Annotated in this window: 12 protein-coding genes; 7 read left to right on the forward strand and 5 right to left on the reverse strand. The window is 65.3% G+C overall.

Going from position 1 to position 19,491, the window contains the following annotated elements; translation table 11 throughout:
* The first annotated feature begins 78 nt into the window (after nt 1-78).
* The 3 genes from ACZ1II_RS16860 to ACZ1II_RS16870 all read left to right on the forward strand — a co-directional run bounded on the left by ACZ1II_RS16860 (nt 79) and on the right by ACZ1II_RS16870 (nt 7,443).
* Entirely contained in the window at nt 79-2,952 is a 2,874-nt protein-coding gene (locus ACZ1II_RS16860) for a TonB-dependent receptor domain-containing protein (RefSeq protein WP_465144773.1), read from the forward strand.
* Between the two features lie 67 nt (nt 2,953-3,019).
* Nucleotides 3,020-5,338 (forward strand): beta-N-acetylhexosaminidase, encoded by a 2,319-nt coding sequence (locus tag ACZ1II_RS16865; protein ID WP_465144774.1) that lies wholly within the window; start codon nt 3,020-3,022, stop codon nt 5,336-5,338.
* Nucleotides 5,335-7,443, forward strand: coding sequence for an alpha-L-fucosidase (locus ACZ1II_RS16870; protein ID WP_465144775.1), 2,109 nt, complete (start codon nt 5,335-5,337; stop codon nt 7,441-7,443). The genes ACZ1II_RS16865 and ACZ1II_RS16870 overlap by 4 nt, the downstream gene beginning before the upstream one ends.
* A 13-nt stretch (nt 7,444-7,456) precedes the next feature.
* On the opposite strand, the gene ACZ1II_RS16875 is transcribed toward ACZ1II_RS16870, so the two are convergent.
* Complete coding sequence (locus ACZ1II_RS16875; RefSeq protein WP_465144776.1) at nt 7,457-8,692, reverse strand: amino acid deaminase; 1,236 nt, start codon at nt 8,690-8,692, stop codon at nt 7,457-7,459.
* A gap of 82 nt (nt 8,693-8,774) precedes the next feature.
* On the opposite strand from ACZ1II_RS16875, the gene ACZ1II_RS16880 reads away from it, so the two are divergent.
* Genes ACZ1II_RS16880 through ACZ1II_RS16890 form a run of 3 tightly spaced genes read left to right on the forward strand, consistent with a single transcriptional unit; the run spans nt 8,775 to nt 11,971 of the window.
* Entirely contained in the window at nt 8,775-10,223 is a 1,449-nt protein-coding gene (locus ACZ1II_RS16880; RefSeq protein WP_465144777.1) for an N-acyl-D-amino-acid deacylase family protein, read from the forward strand.
* Nucleotides 10,224-10,243: 20 nt separating this feature from the next.
* Nucleotides 10,244-10,636, forward strand: a complete 393-nt coding sequence (locus ACZ1II_RS16885) for a RidA family protein (RefSeq protein WP_465144778.1) — start codon at nt 10,244-10,246, stop codon at nt 10,634-10,636.
* Nucleotides 10,637-11,971 carry a GntT/GntP/DsdX family permease gene (locus tag ACZ1II_RS16890; protein ID WP_465144779.1) on the forward strand — a complete coding sequence of 445 codons (1,335 nt, stop codon included), beginning with the start codon at nt 10,637-10,639 and terminating at the stop codon, nt 11,969-11,971.
* 32 nt (nt 11,972-12,003) lie between these two features.
* Here ACZ1II_RS16890 and ACZ1II_RS16895 read toward each other — a convergent pair whose 3' ends face one another.
* From ACZ1II_RS16895 to ACZ1II_RS16910, 4 genes are all read right to left on the reverse strand, one after another.
* Nucleotides 12,004-15,231 (reverse strand): TonB-dependent receptor, encoded by a 3,228-nt coding sequence (locus ACZ1II_RS16895; protein ID WP_465144780.1) that lies wholly within the window; start codon nt 15,229-15,231, stop codon nt 12,004-12,006.
* A gap of 85 nt (nt 15,232-15,316) precedes the next feature.
* Nucleotides 15,317-16,372: a FecR family protein gene (locus ACZ1II_RS16900; RefSeq protein WP_465144781.1), complete on the reverse strand. Its 1,056-nt coding sequence runs from the start codon at nt 16,370-16,372 to the stop codon at nt 15,317-15,319.
* Nucleotides 16,369-16,884, reverse strand: a complete 516-nt coding sequence (locus ACZ1II_RS16905; protein ID WP_465144782.1) for an RNA polymerase sigma factor — start codon at nt 16,882-16,884, stop codon at nt 16,369-16,371. The genes ACZ1II_RS16900 and ACZ1II_RS16905 overlap by 4 nt, the downstream gene beginning before the upstream one ends.
* A gap of 164 nt (nt 16,885-17,048) precedes the next feature.
* On the reverse strand, nt 17,049-17,951 hold the full coding sequence (locus tag ACZ1II_RS16910) for a LysR family transcriptional regulator (protein ID WP_465144783.1): 903 nt from the start codon (nt 17,949-17,951) through the stop codon (nt 17,049-17,051).
* A 94-nt stretch (nt 17,952-18,045) separates the two neighbouring features.
* Between ACZ1II_RS16910 and ACZ1II_RS16915 the strand changes: the two genes are divergently transcribed.
* The gene (locus ACZ1II_RS16915; RefSeq protein ID WP_465144784.1) at nt 18,046-19,470 is read left to right on the forward strand and encodes an aldehyde dehydrogenase family protein; all 1,425 of its coding nucleotides are present in this window, start codon (nt 18,046-18,048) and stop codon (nt 19,468-19,470) included.
* The last annotated feature ends 21 nt before the right edge of the window (nt 19,471-19,491 follow it).

Raw genomic sequence — 19,491 nt, forward strand, 5'->3', positions numbered from 1 at the left:
CAGCAGGAGGCAAGCGTAGACCCGGGAGCGGCGGCGAATACACCAGAGCCCACCACCGTACCAATGCAAGCCAACGAGTTGGCCGGGCAAGATCAACAGGCGACGGGCGCTCCGGACATCCTCGTAACCGGCACTCGCATCGTGCGCCAGAACCTCAAGTCCGCCAGCCCGATCACGACGATCACCTCGTCGGAAATAAAGGCACAGGGGGCCGTCAACCTCGAAGAGGTGACCAATCGCCTTGGGCAGGTGCAGCCGGACGCGCAGCAGAATTACCAGCAGAGCAACGGCCAGCAGCGCGGCGTCAAGCTGCGCGGGCTCGACTTCAACCGCACATTGTCGTTGATCAATGGGCAGCGGATCGCCGGCACCGAATCCGTCGACATCAACCTGATCCCGACATCGCTGGTCGAGCGAATTGACCTACTGACCGGCGGCGCTTCTTCCGTATACGGTTCCGATGCGATCGCGGGCGTCGTCAACTACATGATCAAGCGCGACTTCACCGGCCTGCAGATTTCAGGCAACTACAGCTTCTACAACCACAACAACCGCGACAACGTGTCTACCCCGGTCGCGCAGCGCTACAACATCGCCACGCCGCGAGGGATGACCAACGACGGCGGCCGCGCGGATCTCAGCGTAACCTATGGCCACAACTTCCTCGACGACCGGCTGAACATTTCCGTCTACGGAACGTACCGAACGGCTGACGGCATCCGTTTCCGCGACCGCGATGCCTCCGGCTGCCAACTCCGCCGCGATACCGGCAATCCGCTTCGCGTGAACGACCTTATCTGCGGCGTCACGGCTGCCTCCCCCAACGGAACGCTGACGGCCAACGGCGTCAACTATTCGAATGTCACCGGAAGCCCGGGCACCTTCGCCCTCGCCTCGACCATTCCCGGTTACGCGAACCAGGCGGACCGGCTCGCCGCGCGCGGCTACGAGCGCTATAACGCCGGTGCCTTCGTCAACTTCAAGGCGTCCCCGGCGGCCGAGATATCTCTCGGCGCGATGTACCTTCACGACAGGTCCGCAAACCTCCTCTACGGTCCCTATGTCCAGGGCAGCTACCAGGTGAACTGCGACAACCCGCTGATGTCGTCCTCACAGGCGCAGGCGATCTGCGGGGCGAACGCCGGTACGGCCACTTATGCACCGCTCGGCGTACAATATGGCTTCCCGGGCCTGGCGGGCGACCGTGACAAGGAAACCTTCCTCAACACCCAGACGCGAATCAACGCGACCATTCGCGGCGAGATCGCCGAGGGCTGGCAGTACGACGTCGGCGGTGTCTACGACGAGAGCCGGCAGCTTTGGAAACCCGGCGGCAATCCGGTAACCGCGCATGTGAACCGCTCGCTGGATGTTGTGAACGTCAACGGCGTACCGACCTGCCGGTCGGTGATCGATGGCACCGATCCATCGTGCGTCCCTCTCAACGTCTTCGTCGCCAACAATCCCGGCAGCGCCGAACTGAGCGACTATCTGTTCAACGAGGGATTGGGCGTCAGCGATCTGCACGCGAAATTCTACGACGTGACCGCCAACCTGACGACAGATCTGACCCGCTATGGCATTCGCTCGCCTTTCGCGGAACAGGGACTGGCACTGGCGTTCGGCGTTGAATATCGCAAGCAGGAAGAGCGCAGCCTCCAGAACGCGCGCTTCATCGAAGTCTATGGCGGCGTCGCCGATCGCCGGGCGAAGCAGGACGTGTTCGAAGGCAACGTGGAAGCCCAGCTTCCGCTCGTCCAGGACGTTTCGCTGATCAAGCTGCTTCAAGTCAATGGCGGCTATCGCCTGTCCAAGTACAGCACCAACGCGCAGACGTTCAGCACCTGGAAGATCGAGGCGGTCTATTCGCCAAGCGAAGACATCACCTTCCGCTTCGGTCGCAATCGCGCGGCGCGCGCGCCGGGTCTGCGCGAAGCGAACCAGACCGTCAGCTATCAGAATGCGACGATCGTCGATCCTTGCGCCAGCGTCGACGGTGTCGCCCCGCGTGCAAGCATCGAGGCATGCCGCCTGACCGGCCTTCCCGACAATCTCTACGGCAACGGGCTGGCCGCAGGTGTGCCCGGCAGCCTGCGCTGCATCGACGACGTGTGCCGTCAGCGCAACAACGGCGTCCCGATCGATCCCGAAGATGCGCGCACCACCACCTTTGGCGTCGTTCTGACGCCGCGCTTCCTGCCGGGCTTCAGCTTCTCGGTCGACCGCTACAAAATCCGGGTCGACAGCGTGATCAGCTACCTGGGAGCCAGTTTCGCGGTCGAGGGCTGCGTCATCTCCAGCGATCCCTATTACTGCAGCCGATTGGTGCGCGACCCGGTGACCTATCAGCTCACCAGTACCGGATCGTCGGGTGGCTATATCCAGGGCGGCAACCTCAACGCCTATCGCCTCTTCGCCAGCGGTTATGATTTCCAGGCCCAATATTCGCTGCGCCTGGGCGACAAGGTCGGCAAGCTCGACCTGCTGATGAACGGAACGCTCACCACCGACCAGGGCGGTCAGACCGCTGTCAACCAGCCGCGAACCAACTGCGTGGGCTATTTCGGCGGCGCCTGCTCGCAGCCCACGCCGCGCTGGGTGCACAACGTTCGCGCGACTTACACGACACCGAACGAAGCCTTCTTCGCGTCGGTCGCCTGGCGCTATATCGACAGCGTGAAGGCAGGGCAGAACGGCGGCCCGCTCGCGACATCGGCGACGGCGGTCACCGATTTCACCCGTATCCCCGCCTATCACTATTTCGATCTGTCGCTGGGCTTCAACATCGCCGAGCAAATGACCCTGGCCATGACGGTGAACAACATCTTCGACCGTCAGCAGCCGATCATGACCAACACTTACGACTATGCCCTGTCGCGCGGCAACACGATCCCGCAGCGCTACGACTCGCTCGGACGACAGATCTCGATCTCCGCGACCACGCGGTTCTGACGGTTCGCGCCGCCCGGGTACCTGTCCGGGCGGCGCACCGGTCGCTACCAGTTCGAAAGGGTTCAGCATGGCGAAACTCAAAATCGCCGCGTGGATAGCAGCGGCAGGGGTCGCCGCGGCGGTACTCCCGGCCAATGCCTACGCCGCGCCCCCATTGGCTTCGGTTCTCCCCCTTCCCGCGCAAGTCCGGCCGGCCGAAGGGACGTTCCTAGTCGGCACCGGCGCGCGGATCAGCGTGCCCAAGGGCGATTCCGGCGCTCTCAACGCCGCCCGGCAAGCGGCGGAAATCGTTGCGCGAACGCGCGGTATCACTCTCGATGTGGTGGAAGGCGGCAGCGGCGCGATCCGCTTGTCGCGAGAGGGCAGCGCTTCTGCGAACAGCGAAAGCTACCGGCTGGCGGTGACGCAAACCGGGATAGTCATCTCGGCAGCGACGGATTCCGGACTGTTCTACGGCGCGATGACGCTGGCGCAGCTGCTGTCTCCCGATGCCCGATACGGCGAAAGCGTGTCGGTTCCGGCGATGGTGATCGACGACGTGCCGCGCTTCGCATGGCGCGGGGTGATGCTGGATGTCGCACGGCACATGCAGCCGATCGCCTCGATCGAACGCATCATCGACATGATGGCGCAGCACAAGCTCAACCGGCTGCAACTGCACCTGACCGACGACCAGGGCTGGCGGATCGAGATCAAGCGCTACCCACAACTGACGGGCATCGGCGCCTGGCGCGATTCGACAACACCGAACCCCGGCGCGCCTGCGGGCCGATATGGCGGTTTCTATACGCAAGAAGAGCTTCGCGCGCTGGTCGCCTATGCTGCGGCACGATCGGTCATGATCGTGCCGGAGATCGATCTGCCGGGTCATGCACAGGCCGCGATCGCCAGCTATCCCGAGATCGGCGTGCTGGGCGATCGCCCGCAAGTGTCCGGCGACTGGGGCATCAACCCTTATCTGTTCGGCGTTGACGAGAAGGGCCTCACCTTCGTCAGGAACGTGCTCGACGAGGTGATGGCGGTCTTCCCCTCGCCCATCATCCATGTCGGCGGCGACGAGGCCCTGAAGGATCAATGGCAGGCGTCGCCGGCCGTGCAGGAAAAGATGCGTGCGCTCGGTATTCCCGATGAAGAGCACCTGCAGAGCTGGTTCATCACGCAACTGGGCCAATATCTCGCACGGCACGGACGCAGCCTGATCGGTTGGGACGAAATCCTGGAAGGCGGCCTGCCGCCCTCCGCTGCGGTCATGTCGTGGCGGGGCGAACAGGGTGCGATCCAGGCCGCCAATCTGGGGCACGACGTCGTGCTCTCCCCCGGTCCCGTCCTCTATTTCGACAACCTGCAAAGCGCCCGCGGAGACGAGCCGCCCGGCCGCCTGAAAATCCAGACGCTTGCCGACGTCTATACCTATGACCCCCTGCCCGCCGAGATCGACGCAGCCAGGGTCCATCACGTACTGGGCGCGCAGGCCAATCTCTGGGCGGAATACATGGTCACGCCAGAACAGCGCGAACACGCACTGTTTCCGCGCATGGCAGCGCTGGCGGAGATCGCCTGGTCGCCCCGGACAGCGCGCAGCTGGCCGGACTTCCTCGCCCGGCTGGACCCGCAGCTGGAACGCTATCGGCGCCAGGGGATCGCAGCTGCCGACAGCGCCTTCGCGGTGGATTTCGCGGTCGCGGACAGTCCGGCCGCTGCGCTCCACGCAAAGACCGTCACTGTCGCGCTGTCGAGCCAGGCAAGCTACGGGACGATCCGTTACACGGTCGACGGCACGACGCCGAGCGCCGCCTCGCCCGGCTATGCCAGGCCGCTCGCAGTGGCGCCGGGCACGATCGTCCGCGCGGTGACCATCGCACCGGATGGACGCCCGCTCGCCGCCGCACGCACGTTCGACACCCGCCCCGAAGCCCTGCTCACGCGATCGAGCGCGCGCCTGACGCTCTGCCCCGGCCCCGGTATCCTGCTGCGCCTGCCGCTGACGGCGGACGCCGTGTCAGGCCCGGCGTACAGCATGAACATCTTCGACATGTGCTGGATCTATCCCGACGCGCAGTTGGACGAGGTGCGGGGCATAACCGTCGCGATCGGGCGGCTTCCCCGCAACTTTTCCCTGCGCCAGCCGCAGCGCGAGTCCGTGGTCTGGCGCTACAATCCCAACCAGCACGGCACATTGCTGGTGCGGGAAGGAAGGGCCGACGGGCCGGTGGTCGCATCGATGCCCCTGCCCGATCCCGCTACTGCGCCGAACCGCATCACCCTTACGGCGCCGCTCGCCGGACATGCTGCGAACGCGGACCTCTATCTGACGATCGCGCCGCCAGTGGGCGGCCCTCTCTACGGCATCGAAACGGTGCAGCTGACCATGAAGGATTCCCGGTGAACGACATCCTACGCCCGACGCGCCGCGAGGCGATCGCCTTTGCCGCCGCCGCCTTCGCGCTGCCCGTCCGCAGCCTCGCAGCGCCCGGTGGCGCGACGCTCCTGCCCTACGGTGCCATCCCCTCGAAGCGACAGCTCGCCTGGCACCGGATGGAGCAGAATGCCTTCGTCCATTTCACGATCAACACCTTCACCGATCGCGAATGGGGCTATGGCGACGAGGACCCGGCGATCTTCAACCCCAAGGATTTCGACGCGGACCAGATCGTCGGCGCGGCGAAGGCGGCCAATCTGCGCGGCCTCATCCTCACCGCCAAGCACCATGACGGCTTCTGCCTGTGGCCGAGCAAGTTCACCGAGCACAGCGTCAAGAACAGCCCCTACAAGGACGGCAAGGGCGATATCGTAGGCGAGATCGCCGCCGCGTGCCGCCGGCAGGGCCTGCAGTTCGGCATCTATCTGTCCCCCTGGGACCGCAATCATCCGGAATATGGCCGACCGGCCTACATCACGTTCTTCCGCAACCAGCTGCGCGAGTTGCTGACGCAATACGGGCCGATCTACGAAGTCTTCTTCGATGGTGCCAATGGCGGCGACGGCTATTACGGCGGCGCGCGGGAGATGCGCAAGATCGACGCGGTGCCCTATTACGACTGGCCGTCGATCATCGATTTCGTCCACCAGCTCCAGCCGATGGCCTGTACTTTCGATCCGGTCGGCGCCGATCTGCGCTGGGTCGGCAATGAGGAAGGCGAGGCCGGCGATCCGTGCTGGGCAACGATGGACGACAACGGGTTCACCCCCGAAAAGGGCCATAGCGGCGTACGCGGCGGCTCGGTCTGGTGGCCGGCGGAGGCCGACGTCTCCAGTCGCTACGGCTGGTTCTGGCACGCCTATGAAAATGGCGAGAGCCGCAGCCCCGCCAACCTGATGAAGATCTATTTCGACACGGTCGGGCGCAGTGCCGGTCTGCTGCTGAACCTTGCGCCGGATACGCGCGGCCTCATCACCGACGAGGACCTCGGCAACCTCACGGCGTTCGGCAATGCGATGCGCGCGATGTACGCCACCGACCTTGCCAGGGGGGCGACCGCATCGGCAAGCAGCGTGCGCAGCGGCCATCCGGCGGCGAACGTGCTGGATCGCAATCCCGAGAGCTTCTGGGCAAGCGACGACCATGCCCCCCAGCCCTCGCTGGTTCTCGATCTCGGCGCCCCTCGCACGTTCGACGTGGTGCGGCTGGCGGAATATCTGCCGCTCGGGTTGCGGGTCGATCGTTTCGCGGTCGACGTGCAGGATACCGGCGGCTGGCGTGAAATTCTCGACAAGCAGGGTATCGGCTCACAGCGCGTGCTCCGGCTCGACGCGCCGGTGACCGCGCGGCGGATACGTCTCCGGATCACGGCGGCGGCAGAGACGGCCGCCATCACCGAGTTCGGCGTCTATCTGGCGCCGCTGCTGCTGGAGCCGCCCCACATCGTCCGCAACCGCGAGGGCGTGGTCACGCTCACCAGCGACGCCCCCGGGCAGGCGATCGCCTATACAATCGACGGCAGCACACCGACGATCGCGTCGCCGCGCTACACTGCGCCCTTCCGATTGCCGGACGGCGGAACCGTGCAGGCGATCGGCATCCATCTTGCCAGCAATGCCGTCAGCACCGTCGGTCGGCGCAGCTTCGACATTCGCAAGAGCGACTGGAAGATCGTGCGCGCCTCCGCACCCGGGGCCGAGCGCCTGATCGACGAATTGAACCGCACGGACTGGATCGCACCGCTGATCGGCCCCGATGGCAAGGTCTGTTCGGTGACGATCGATCTTGGAAAAAGCCGGGATATCCGCGGGTTCGTCCTCAAGCCCGGCTGGCATGCGCCGCAGGGTGCAGGCGATCCGGCCGCGTGGGCAATCCGGATCGGCGACGATCCGGCTCTATCCGGCCCCACGCAGGAGTCCGGCGAGTTCTCCAATATCGCCGCCAACCAGGCACCGCAGCGGCTGGCGTTCCGCCAGCCGCACCGTGGACGCTATGTCGAGATCGCATTCCCCCGCACCGCCAAGGGCGAAAAGCAGCTGGCGATCGCGGAGATCGGCATCCTCACCCGCTAGGCGGACAATGCCGTCAGAAGAACGTCTCCACGACGTCCACCACCTGGAACGCATCGTCCGCCACCAGCACGCGGCGCCATTTGTCAAAGGTCAGGCACGGATGCGAGATATCGAAGGCCAGCACATCGCCTACCGCCAGATCGTCCCCCGGCGAAATGGCGAGGTAGGCGTGCTGGTCCATCAGTCCGGTCACTCCCCAATGCGCGGGAACGCCTTCTGGCCGATCGTCGCGGCCGGGCCGGAAAAGAGTGATCGGGCGCGGCAGCCCGGCATCGAACGCCACGTCGCGCTTGCCCATTGCGATCACCGCCCGTGCCGGGTCCGGGATCGACTGCACCACCGCCCAGATCCGCAGTGCCGGTTGCAGCGGCTCGCCAAGGCCGGGCGCGACCGGATTGCGGCGCAGGATACCCTCCTGCGCCGCACGGTAAAGACCGTCGTCATGGCTGATATAGCAGCCCGGGCGCAGCAGCACCTGCACCGCGCCTTCACGCGCCACCACGGCGCTCTCCTCGGCGACGACGTCGTACCAGGCCGAGCCAGCGCCCGTCAGGATCGCCGGCACGCGCTCGACCCGTCCCTCCGCCAAGAGGCGCCCGACGACGTCCACCGCACGGCGCACGAACCGGCGCACTTGTGCCTCGTCGGGCAGCACGCCTTCATAGAATTCCACGCCTGCGATCCGCAGCACGCCGCGCCAGGCATCCAGTTCCTCGATCACGGCGGCAAGCTGCGCCGCGTCGCGAACGCCCGTGCGCAGGCCCGGTTGATCGGGTTCGGGCGCAAGTTCGATCAGCACGTCCAGAGTTGCCCCGCGCGCCCGGCACGCCTCGCCAAGCACGGCAACCCCGGCCGGGCTGTCGACAAGGCACATAATGTCCAACGCGGGGTCAGCCGCCAGATTGGCGAGCATGACCAGATTGGCACTGCCGACCACCTGGTTGGCGATCAGTATCCGTTGCACGCCATGCGCCGCGGCGACCTGCGCCTGCTGGCTCGTCGCCACCGTGATGCCCCAGGCACCGGCAGCGAGCTGACGGCGAAACAGCGCCGGAGCCATCGTGGTCTTGCCGTGCGGGGCGAGCGCCAGCCCGTAGGCATCGATGAACGCACGCATCCAGGCGAGATTGTGCGCCATCCTGGACTCGCTCAGCACGGCGGCGGGAAACGGCACATCACCGGCGAGCAGGTTCCAGGAGGTCCCCGGCGCACCCACGCCCTTGTTCAGCTCGATTTCCTGCTGGTCCACAACAATTCTCCAAATTTCTCAGACGGCTTACGTGATTTTCGAGGGCAGTGACAATGGCGTTAAGGCCGATGGGACCGACAAGATGACCGAAACCATTCTCGCGGGCGCGACGCTCTACGACGGTACTGGCGAACCGGCGTTCGCGGCGGACGTTACGATCCGGAAGGGCGTGATCGCCGATGTGTCATCGGCGGCTGTCAGGCCTCCGGCAGGCGCGATCGATGCGCGCGGGCTGGTGCTGGCACCGGGGTTCATCGACGCGCACACCCATGACGACCTGATCGCGATCACGGCCCCGGCCATGCTGCCCAAGATCACGCAAGGGGTGACCACAGTCGTGGTCGGCAATTGCGGAATCAGCGCGGGTGCAGGACTGATGGCGGGCGATACCCTGCCCGATCCGATGGTCTTGCTCGGCGCCCCACGCGACTTCGCCTATGAAACTTTCGCAGACTATGCCGCAGCGGTCGAATCCGCGCGGCCCGCGGCCAACGTCGTCGCTCTGGTCGGCCATACGGCGCTGCGGGCGCGGCATCTCGACCGGCTGGACCGCGATGCCCGCATCCCCGAGCGCACGGCGATGCGGGCGGATCTGGCCGAGGCTCTGGCCGCAGGTGCCTTCGGTTTCTCGACCGGGCTGGCCTATGCCAATGCCGCAAGCGCCTCGACGGAAGAAGTGATGACCGTCGCCGAAGCCTTACGCGACACCGGCGGCCTCTACTGCACCCATCTGCGCAGCGAGGGTGCCGCCATCCTGACCGCCATCGACGAAGCCGCGGCCATCGCCAGCCACGCTGCCGCACCATTGGTGATCTCGCACCTGAAATGCGCGGGCGCCGACCAGCATGGCCGCAGCGGCGAAATCCTGGACAAGCTCGAACGGGCCGCCAGCCGACAGCCGGTGGGCTGCGATTGCTATCCCTATACGGCCAGTTCCTCGACACTCGACTTGCGCCAGGTTGTTCCCGAAACGCCGATCCTGATCACGTGGTCAGATACCGAGCCGGCGCAGGCAGGGCGAATGCTTGCCGAAATCGCCGCCGACTGGGGCGTTACGCTGCGGGACGCGGCGGAGCGCCTGCAACCGGCAGGTGCGGTCTATCACTGCATGGCGGAATCCGATGTCGATCGCATCCTGGCCCACCGGCTCACGATGGTCGGCTCCGACGGACTGCCCTGCGACCCGCGCCCGCATCCGCGCCTGTGGGGCAGCTTCCCGCGTGTGATCGCGCACTATGTCCGCACGCGCGGCCTGCTGTCCCTGGCCGAGGCGATCCGCAAGATGACGGGTCTTCCCGCAGACTGCTTCGGCCTTCGCGATCGCGGCTATGTCCGCGCCGGGCTTGCGGCCGACCTGGTGCTGTTCGACCCGCAACGGATCGCGGACCGCGCAAGCTACGACGATCCGCAGCAGCCTGCAGCCGGCATGGTCGGCGTCTGGGTCAACGGCGTGGCCACGCTGGATCGGAGCGGCCCCACGGGCGCGCGCGGCGGCCGGATGCTGCGGCGCATGAATTCTCTCCAACCCTGAACTCGAAGAAGGAACGATCTATGGAAAACGGCATCAAGCGCTATGGCGTCGAAGGTGGCAGCGGAACCGGCGGGCAGCACCTGCCCTTCGCCCGCGCCGTGCAGGCCGATGGCTGGCTCTACGTATCGGGGCAAGTCCCGATGGTGGACGGCGAAGTGATCGATGGCGGCATCGTGCCCCAGACCCACCAGGCGATCCGCAACGTTCTCAAAATTCTCGAAGAAGCCGGATATGGCCCCGAGCATGTCGTGCGCTGCGGCGTGTGGCTGGACGATGCCCGCGACTTCATGTCGTTCAATCGCATCTTCAAGGAATATTTCGGCGCGCATCCGCCCGCCCGCGCCTGCGTGGTTTCGCAAATGGTCGTCGACTGCAAGGTCGAAGTCGACTGCGTCGCCTGGAAGCAGCCGTAAGTGGCGACCGGCGCGCTCCTGCTGGTCGAGGCGGCTGGTGCCATCGCAATCCTGATCCTGCTGATCGTGCAAGTGCGGCTGAGTCCGTTGATCGCGCTGATCCTGGCCTCGCTGGGCCTTGCACTGGTTGCAGGGCTCCCCGCCGCTTCGATCGTGAAGACGTTCGAAGCGGGAGTGGGCAGCGCACTCGGCCATATCGCGCTCGTGGTCGGACTCGGCACGATCCTCGGCAAGATGATGATAGCATCCGGCGGTGCCGACCGCATCGCCAATACCGTGATCGAACGGTTCGGCGAGTCCCGTGCCGATTGGTCGGCGATGGTGGTCGCGCTGATCGTCGGGCTGCCGGTTTTCTTCGAGGTCGGTTTCGTGCTGCTGGTGCCGCTCATCCTGGTCGTAACAGCACGGCTTCGCGTTCACCCGCTGAAGCTCGGCCTTCCGATGGCGGCGGGACTCTCGGTGGTTCATGCAATGGTGCCACCACACCCCGCCGCTATGCTCGCAACGCAGGCCTTCCATGCCGACCTCGGCCTGACCGTACTGCTCGCGTTCGTCGTCGGTGTGCCTACGGCTATCATCGCGGGGCCGCTCTATGCCCGGTTCATCGTGCCGCGACTTGGCCCCGCGACGCCGCCCCCGGTCGCCGGCGAAGCGGAGCCGAACCGGAAGTTACCGGGCTTCGGCATCACCGTGTTCACCTTGCTGTTGCCAGTGCTGCTCATGCTGATCGGCAGTATTGCAGGTTCCATCAGCGCACCGGGGTCGACGCTGGAACAGTCTCTGCGGTTTCTGGGCACGCCGGTCATGGCGCTGCTCTGCGCCGTTCTGCTGAGTTACTGGACACTGGGCCTGGCGCGTGGTCTGAACATGGCGACGATCCAGCGCTACACCAATGAATGCCTCGCGCCCACCGCGATGATAACACTGGTGGTCGGCGTGGGCGCAGGCTTCGGACGCGTGCTCACCGAAACCGGCGCCTCTGACGCGCTTGTTGCGGTCGCCGGGCATTGGCACGTGCCGACCCTGATACTGGCCTGGTCGATCGCGGCCTTGTTGCGTATCGCGACCGGATCGGCGACGGTGGCGATCGCGACCGCAGCCGGTATCGTAGCCCCCCTTGCAGCCGCCAACCCCGCCGTTCAGCCAGAACTGCTCGTGCTTGCCACAGGCGCAGGATCGGTGGTCCTCAGCCATGTCAACGATGGCGGTTTCTGGCTCGTGAAGGAGTATTTCGGCCTGAGTGTTGCCGACACGATCCGAAGCTGGACGGTGTGCGAAACGTTGATTTCCGTGGTGGCCTTGCTGATGACGCTGGCCCTTTCGGCGGTACTGTGATGGTCGATGTCGGCGGACCCCAGACCGCTGACTCAGAAATTCGCCGTGACGCCGATCGATAATTGCCGGCCGAGAACGTCATAGCGCTGCGGCACCGAATTGCCGCGCGAAAGGGCGAAGACATAGCTGTTGGCGAGAACGGGCGGCATCCGGTCGAACAGGTTGTTGCCGGACATCGTCAGGACCATGCCTTTTCCGAATGCAAGGCTGAGCGCGAGGTCGAAGTAACTGTAGTTCGGTATGCGGCCAAATTCGCTTACACGATCTGCCGCCGTATAGCCGAAAGCCGGGTCGGCGCTGTTCAGTGTCGTCCGCGTGCCGCCAATGAAGCGCCATGCGACGGAGGCGCTGAACACGCCTCCGTCGCTCGTGTAGGTGCCGCGGGCCACATGGGTCCAGGCGGGGACCGGCTGGCCGCAGCGCGGTCCGAAGTAACCGACGCAGTTCCTTTTGGCGGTGACGACGGAGTCCTGACCACCCGAATCGATCGTCCGCGATCCGTTGAAAAGGAAATCGAGCCGGCCTGCCCTTCCCCCGAGCGGGACCGTGTATTCGCCCGATACGTCCACGCCTTCCGCGTTCAGGCGATACTGGTTGGTGGTCCCTGCCTGGATGTAGCCGGTCGCATTGCTGCTGTCCGAGCCGAACAGCGTGCCATCCGGGTTTCGCACGATCCGCGAGCAATAATAGGAGGCGGCGGTGGCCACGCAGCCGTTCACCGCGAAATCGGCATAATTGAAGCCGATCACCTGATTGACGTGGATACGGTAGTAATCCGCGGTCAGAGACAGCCCCGGTATGAACGAAGGCGTCAGGACCACTCCGGCCGTCAGCGTCCTCGCATCCTCGGGCGACAGTTCGAAACCGCCGGTCCGTTGCCGGCACATCTGATCCGGGCACAAGAGGCTCGGGCTGCCATAGAGGGCATCCGGCAGGCCGCTGGCACGACAGGCCTGGATGCTGCCGCGGGGCGAGCCGCGCGAGCCGTCGGGGTTCAGTGTCGGGGCGCAGAAATCGTTCACGTTGTACGTGCTGAAGGCGATCGCCTGGTTGGCCTCGTATATGCTTGGCGCCCGCTGCGCCCGGTTGATACCGGCGCGCAGGGTGATGTCGGACACGGGCGACCAGATGCCCTCGATCTTCCAGGTGGCAAACGTCCGACGGTTGATGTCGTACTTCGACCATCGATAGCCGCCATTGAGCTGCAGCAGGTCGAAGAAGCGCCGCTTGGTCACGAGCGGGAGCTGCGCTTCGACGTTCCCTTCCCGCACGTTCTGGCTGCCGGAAAAGCTGCTGCCGCCATAGACGTCGATATAGCGCTCGTTGAGCGAGTTGTTCTGCCGCGTCTTCCGGAATTCCCCGCCAACCACGAGCGCAAGCCCCTGATCCGCAAGTGGCGAGGCGATGCCGAACCGCGTCAGGTCGGCGGTAAAGTTGGCCGTGAGGTCGATGAACGCCGTACGGCTGTCGCTGATGCCGCGAGGCTCGTCGAACAGATAGCCGCGCAGCGCTGCCGAACCGCTGCCGGCCGCGAAGATGTCGAGTGGAACGCAGCCGGGATCGCTCCCGTCGACCACCGCGCGGCAGGTCGGAATCCCGTTTACCAGAACCGCGTCCAGCGCGCGATTGACCTTGGCGAAAACGGGTTTGCCGTCGGTGATCCAGAGCGCCCGGTTACGGGCATAGACACCGCTCACGTCATAGCGAAGGCCTGCGGCGATCTCCCCGCGTACGCCGCCGGCAATGCGCAGGTTGCGGTTGTCGAAAGTATCGCTCGAACGATTGCCGCCCAGCCCCGGAAAGCCGATCTGCACATTAAGCGGGACCTTCGCCGCGCTACCGGCCGCCGCACCGCACAGGATCGAAGCCTGTTGCGCGGACATCAGCGGATTGTCGCAGTTCACCTGATAGGGGAGCGTCCCATAGGCATTGAAGCTCTGGACATAGGGGCCGTAAAAGCTGTTCCGTGAAAGATCGCGCTCGTAGAGAATGCTGGCGTAGAATTCGGCCGACGGCACCGCCTTGAAGTGGACGAAACCACCAAGGTTCCACCGGTTAAATCCGCGCAGCGCCTCCCGATCCTTGCTGTTGCTGTAGCCCGCTATGCTGGCGGCATCGACGAAATCGCCGCGGGTCCCCGTCGGGTTCGAGAAACTCTGGTTGGCGAAGGGGCCGCTCAGCGGCGTGATCGTGGCATTGGGCGACGCCGCCGTGACCAGACAGCCATAGCCGCTCCCCGCGCGCTGAATCTGGCAGCCGGAAATGTCGCGGTCGCGGAAAAAGATAGAGTCGCTGCGGCGATAGCCGAGGAAGGCAGTGACGTTCAGACGCTCGTCCAGGAAATTACGGCCGACCGTAGCGTTGAGGTCGATGCGTGCCCCGCCCACCGTCGATCCGCGGGGCGTGGCGATGCCATAGGCCTGGGCAAGCGGCGTCGACGCGTTGTCGCGGTTGTCATGCTGGTAGAAGCTGGTGTTGCCCGAAAGCTGGATGCCGTCGAAATTCTTCTTCAGCACGAAGTTCACTACGCCGGCCACCGCGTCCGAACCGTAAACGGAAGAGGCACCGCCGGTCAGTACATCGATCCGTTCGACCAGCCCCACCGGGATCAGGTTGATGTCCACCGCCTCGGTGTCGCTGATCCGCTGCCCGTCGATCAGCACCAACGTGCGGTTGAAATCGAGACCGCGCAGCCTCAGTCGCTGCCGTCCGTTGCTGTTCTGATAGAGCTGCTGCGAGTCCGGCATGATCTGGGGGAAGCGGTTGAGCACTTCCTCCAGGTTGACGGCCCCCTGCTGGACGATCTCCCTGGAGGCCGCGCTGGTGACCGGACTGGCGGCTTTCAGGTCCGAACGGATGAGACGGGTCCCCGTAACGAAGATTTCGGTCGCCTGCACCGTCTGCGGAGGATGGGGCGCGGCGGGCCGCGGCGGAGCGGGGACCGCAGGCGGGACCCGGAGGATGACATAGACGCCCTGGCTGGTTCGCGTGACCCCGAAACCGCTGCCTTTCAATAATCGCGCAAGCGCGGCATCAACGGACATGATGTCCGAAATGGCAGGCGCACGGCGCCGCTCCAGCATCCCTTCGTCGAATACCAGCTGCACATGCGCCTGCCGCCCCAGCTGGCGCAGGGCGGCCCCCAACGGCTGTGGCCGGATATCGAACCGCACCGGGCCCTGCCGCGTCTCGGCCTGAGCGGAACAGGCCAGCGTCGCCAGCACGACCGCGCTCGCCCCCATGGGGATACGCGGCATCATCCGGCGCGACACTCCTTCCGCTGCGGTCCTCCTCTGGAATTACGGCGCAAGGCAGGCGAAATCACACAGATGCAGCGCGAGATACTTATGACGCCCGCCCCCTCGCTGATGCCGAGGCAGGGGTGCGGGGCAAGATCCGTACGACAGCGCCCTCGACGCTGATCCGCACCGGCAAAATCGTCGAGACCGCCTGGGCGAAGGCGCTCAGATCCCCGGCGTTGAACACGCCGCTGACGCGAAGTTGGCCGAGATCGGGCGATATTTCGATCCGGCGGCCCTTGGCATAGCGGTTCATCCGTTCGGCCGCCACGCGCAGGTCTTCCTTTTCGAAACTCAACTGCCCGGTTTCCCAGTCTTCATCGACTGAGATCGGGCGAACGATGCTGGCCCCCGAGAGAGTTGGCAGCCGCAATTCCATGCCCGGCTTCAGTGCGCGGTCCGGTGCCAGTTCACGGTCGCTACCGCCCGCGACATCGCCTGGCATGCCTGCGCCAGGATCACGCATGACCGCGACGTGTCCTTCGAACAGTGCAACGCGCGTTTCCCCGCTCAGTTTCTCTACCGAGAACTCGGTGCCGGTCGCGACGATCAGGTCGCTTCTGCTGCGGACCGCGAAGGGGCGCAGCGGGTCCTTGGCCACCTTGAAGCGCGCACGGCCATGTTCCAGCGTAAGGCTGCGACGCTCGTCGCTGTACGCCACGGTCACGGCAGTGTCCGCGTCGAGCGACAGGCGCGATCCGTCCGCAAGCGCGATGACACGCCGTTCGCCGATCGCCGTATCGTAGTGCTGACGGCCATCCTGCCGCCACATCAGCATCGATCCCAGCGCTACGGCGAGCAGCAGCGCTGCCGCAGCCAGCCCGCGCCAGAGATTGCGGCGCCTTGGCACTCCCGCGATCCAGCGGCGACGGCCCGCGCGCTGCATGCCGCCCAGCGCATCGTGACGCAGCGCCACGATCTCGGGCGCTTCGGCACTGTCGCCAATGGCGCCCCACAAGGCGAGCGCCTCGTCCAGCGCCGCCTGATGGTCGGGGCGATCGACAAGCCATGCTTCCAGTTCGGCCTGCTCCGATGCGGAGAGGTCTTCATGGATGCGAATGCACCAGGCGATCGCGGCATCTTGCAGGGAGGATGCGCTCATGGGCGACCTCCCATCTCGGCCAGGAGCAGCCGCATCGCCGTGGCGATCTGTTTCTCGACGGCACTGACGGAGATGCCGAACGCGTCGGCGATAGCTTTACGCTGCATGCCTTCCAAACGATAGAGAACGAAGATCCGGCGCGTGCGTTCCGGAAGGCGCTTGAGCGCCTGAGCCACGCAGTCGATGCCTTGCCGCCCGGCGAGCAGCCGCTCTGCGTCGATCGGATCGACGGATTGCTGCTCCTCCTGGCTCTTTGCCTGAAGATAGCGACTGCGCGTCGTTTCCCGCCGATAATAGTCGCGCAGCAAGTTGGAGGCAGCCTGGAAGATATAGCCTTCGGGATTGCCATCTGCGTTCACCGGCGCGGTAGCCATCCGGACGAACAAGTCCTGCACCAGATCCTCCGCCTGCGACGGATCGCGCAACCTTCGCACGAAAAAGGCGGTGAGAGCAGGACGCATGCCTTGCAATACCGCCAGCAGCTCCGCGCGGGAGCTTTCAGGATCGGACATGGGAGCAATCATGCCTTTAATACGCATCGCCGAGGAGAGTGCACAGCGTGCAACGTACGATTTCGGGATCAAAGCGCAACTAATCCATGCAAGCACTCCGACTGTGCCGGGGAAAGCAAGTTCCCGCTCAAGTCGATCCCTTCGATAGACATGCTTGTTCTGCGCTATCTCCAGGCCCGTGCATGATCGCGAACGAGTTCTATGAAAGCCCGCAGTTTCGCCGGGACGTGGCGGCGGCCGGAATAGTAAAGGCACAGTGGAGGTTCCTCCGGCATCCAGTCTCGCAGTAACGGCGTCAGGCGTTTTGCACGCACATGAGGCGCTGCCGTCTCCTCGGCCAGATAACCCAGCCCCATCCCCGCCAGCGCCGCATCGAGCATCAACCCGCTGTCGTCGAGGATCAGGCGACCGGGCACGTCCAGTTCCAGCCGCTCACCGTCCCGCGCGAACTCCCAGTGATAGATGCGTCCGCTGCCCATTCGGTAGCGAATGCATTCGTGCGCAAGCAGGTCACGCGGCAGGATGGGAACCGGACGGTCGCGCAGATAGTCCGGTGAACCGACGACGACGAGGCGCACTTCCGGGATGATGGGTACCGCGATCATGTCGGGCGGCACACTGTCCCGCAACCTTACCCCGGCGTCGAAACCCTTGCCGATCACATCGACCAGCGCCGCTTCGCTGACGATTTCCACCTGCATGAGCGGATACCGATCAAGGTAATCGCGGATCAGCGGCGCCATGACGAACCGCGCCGCGCCCGCCGCCATGTTGAGGCGCAGCAGACCGGACGGCTCGCCCAGATGCTCCCCCGCGTTCTCGATCGCGCCGTCGATCGCCGCGAGTGCGGGGAGAATTTCCTCAAGAAACTGCGCGCCTGCCGCCGTCAAGGCGACGCTACGTGTGGTGCGGTTGAACAGGCGCACATTCATGCGCTCCTCCAGGGCCGCCACGGCATGGCTCAGGCCGGAGGACGAACTGCCCAGTTCGCGCGCGGCGGCGCGAAAGCCCCCTCGGCGCGCGACCGTGGCGAAGGCTTCCAGTTCGGCAAGGCTCGCCTTGGACATTGCGCGATATTCCTCATCAGCTTGTCTCTCATTGTCCTTCTAATCGGAACAGCACCTCCACGCCATATCGCCGATGACGAATGGAGACCGAACAATGCGAAATATCGACACCATCTACATCGACGGCGCTTTCGTGACACCGCACGGCAGCGCGCGCTTCGATCTCTTCAACCCCGCCACCGAGGAGAAGATCGGCTCCGTCCGTCTGGGCGATGCCGAAGACGTGCGTCTGGCCGTCGCGGCGGCCAAACGGGCGTTCCCGGCCATGGCCCGTACTTCGAAGGCGGAGCGGATCGCCATGCTGCACCGCCTGCGCGATGCGGTGAAGGCCCGGAGCCAGGACCTCATCGCGGCGATGACCGAGGAATACGGCGCGCCCGCCTATTTCACCGGGTTTTCGGTGCAGAACACGGCCTCGGTCTTCGAGGTCATGGCCGCATCGGTGGAGGACTATGCGTTCGAACGGACTGCCGGTTCCAGCGCCGTGTCGATGCTGCCGCTCGGCGTTATCGGAGCGATAACGCCGTGGAACAGCAATTTCGGCTTCATCGCCACCAAGCTGGCCCATGCCATCGGCTCGGGATCGACGATCGTCATCAAGCCTGCCGAACAGAGCGCGATCCAGACCCAGGTCCTGCTCGAATGTCTGCATGAAGCGGGACTGCCTAAGGGCGTGCTCAATGTCGTGAACGGCACCGGCCCGGAAGTCGGCACGGCGTTGACGGCGCATCCGGACGTGGCACTGATCACTTTCACCGGCTCGACACCGGCGGCGAAGATCATCCAGCGTTCGGCGCTGGAGACGATGAAGCGGCTGGTGCTGGAACTGGGCGGCAAGAGCCCGACGATCATCCTCGACGATGCCGATCTCGATGCCGCGATCCCCGTCGCGCTGATGAGCGGCTTTGCCAACAGCGGCCAGGCCTGCGTCGCCGGATCGCGCATTCTGGTACCGCGTTCGCGCCGGGACGAGATCGTGGCCCGCCTGAAGCGCGAGGCGGAACGGCTCAAGGTCGGCATTCCCACCGATCCGGAAGTGCGCATCGGCCCGCTCGCCAATGCCGCGCACTGGGAGCGCGTGCAGGACTGGGTCCGGCTCGGTCTGGAGGAAGGCGCGAGCCTGCTGACCGGCGGCGAAGGGCGGCCCGAAGGACTGGACCGGGGCTGGTTCGCAAAGCCGACGATCTTCACCGATGTCACCAACTCCATGCGCATCGCGCGGGAGGAAATCTTCGGCCCGGTCCTGAGCGTCATCACTTACGACGACGAGGCCGAAGCCATCGCGATCGCCAACGATTCCGACTTCGGGCTGCAGGCCTATGTCCTCTCCTCGGACGAAAGCCGCGCCTTGCGCGTGGCGCGGCAACTGATCGCCGGGCGTGTCGTCATCAACGGCGCACCGCACGATCCCCGCGCCCCGTTCGGCGGCTTCCGTCAGTCCGGCCTGGGCCGCGAAATCGGCGCCTATGGCCTCGACGCCTTCCTCGAACCGCGCGCGATCCTCAAGCCCGCTGCCTGAACCTGCGCCTGAACCTGCGCC

This window comes from Novosphingobium sp. BL-S-20 (assembly GCF_055521635.1).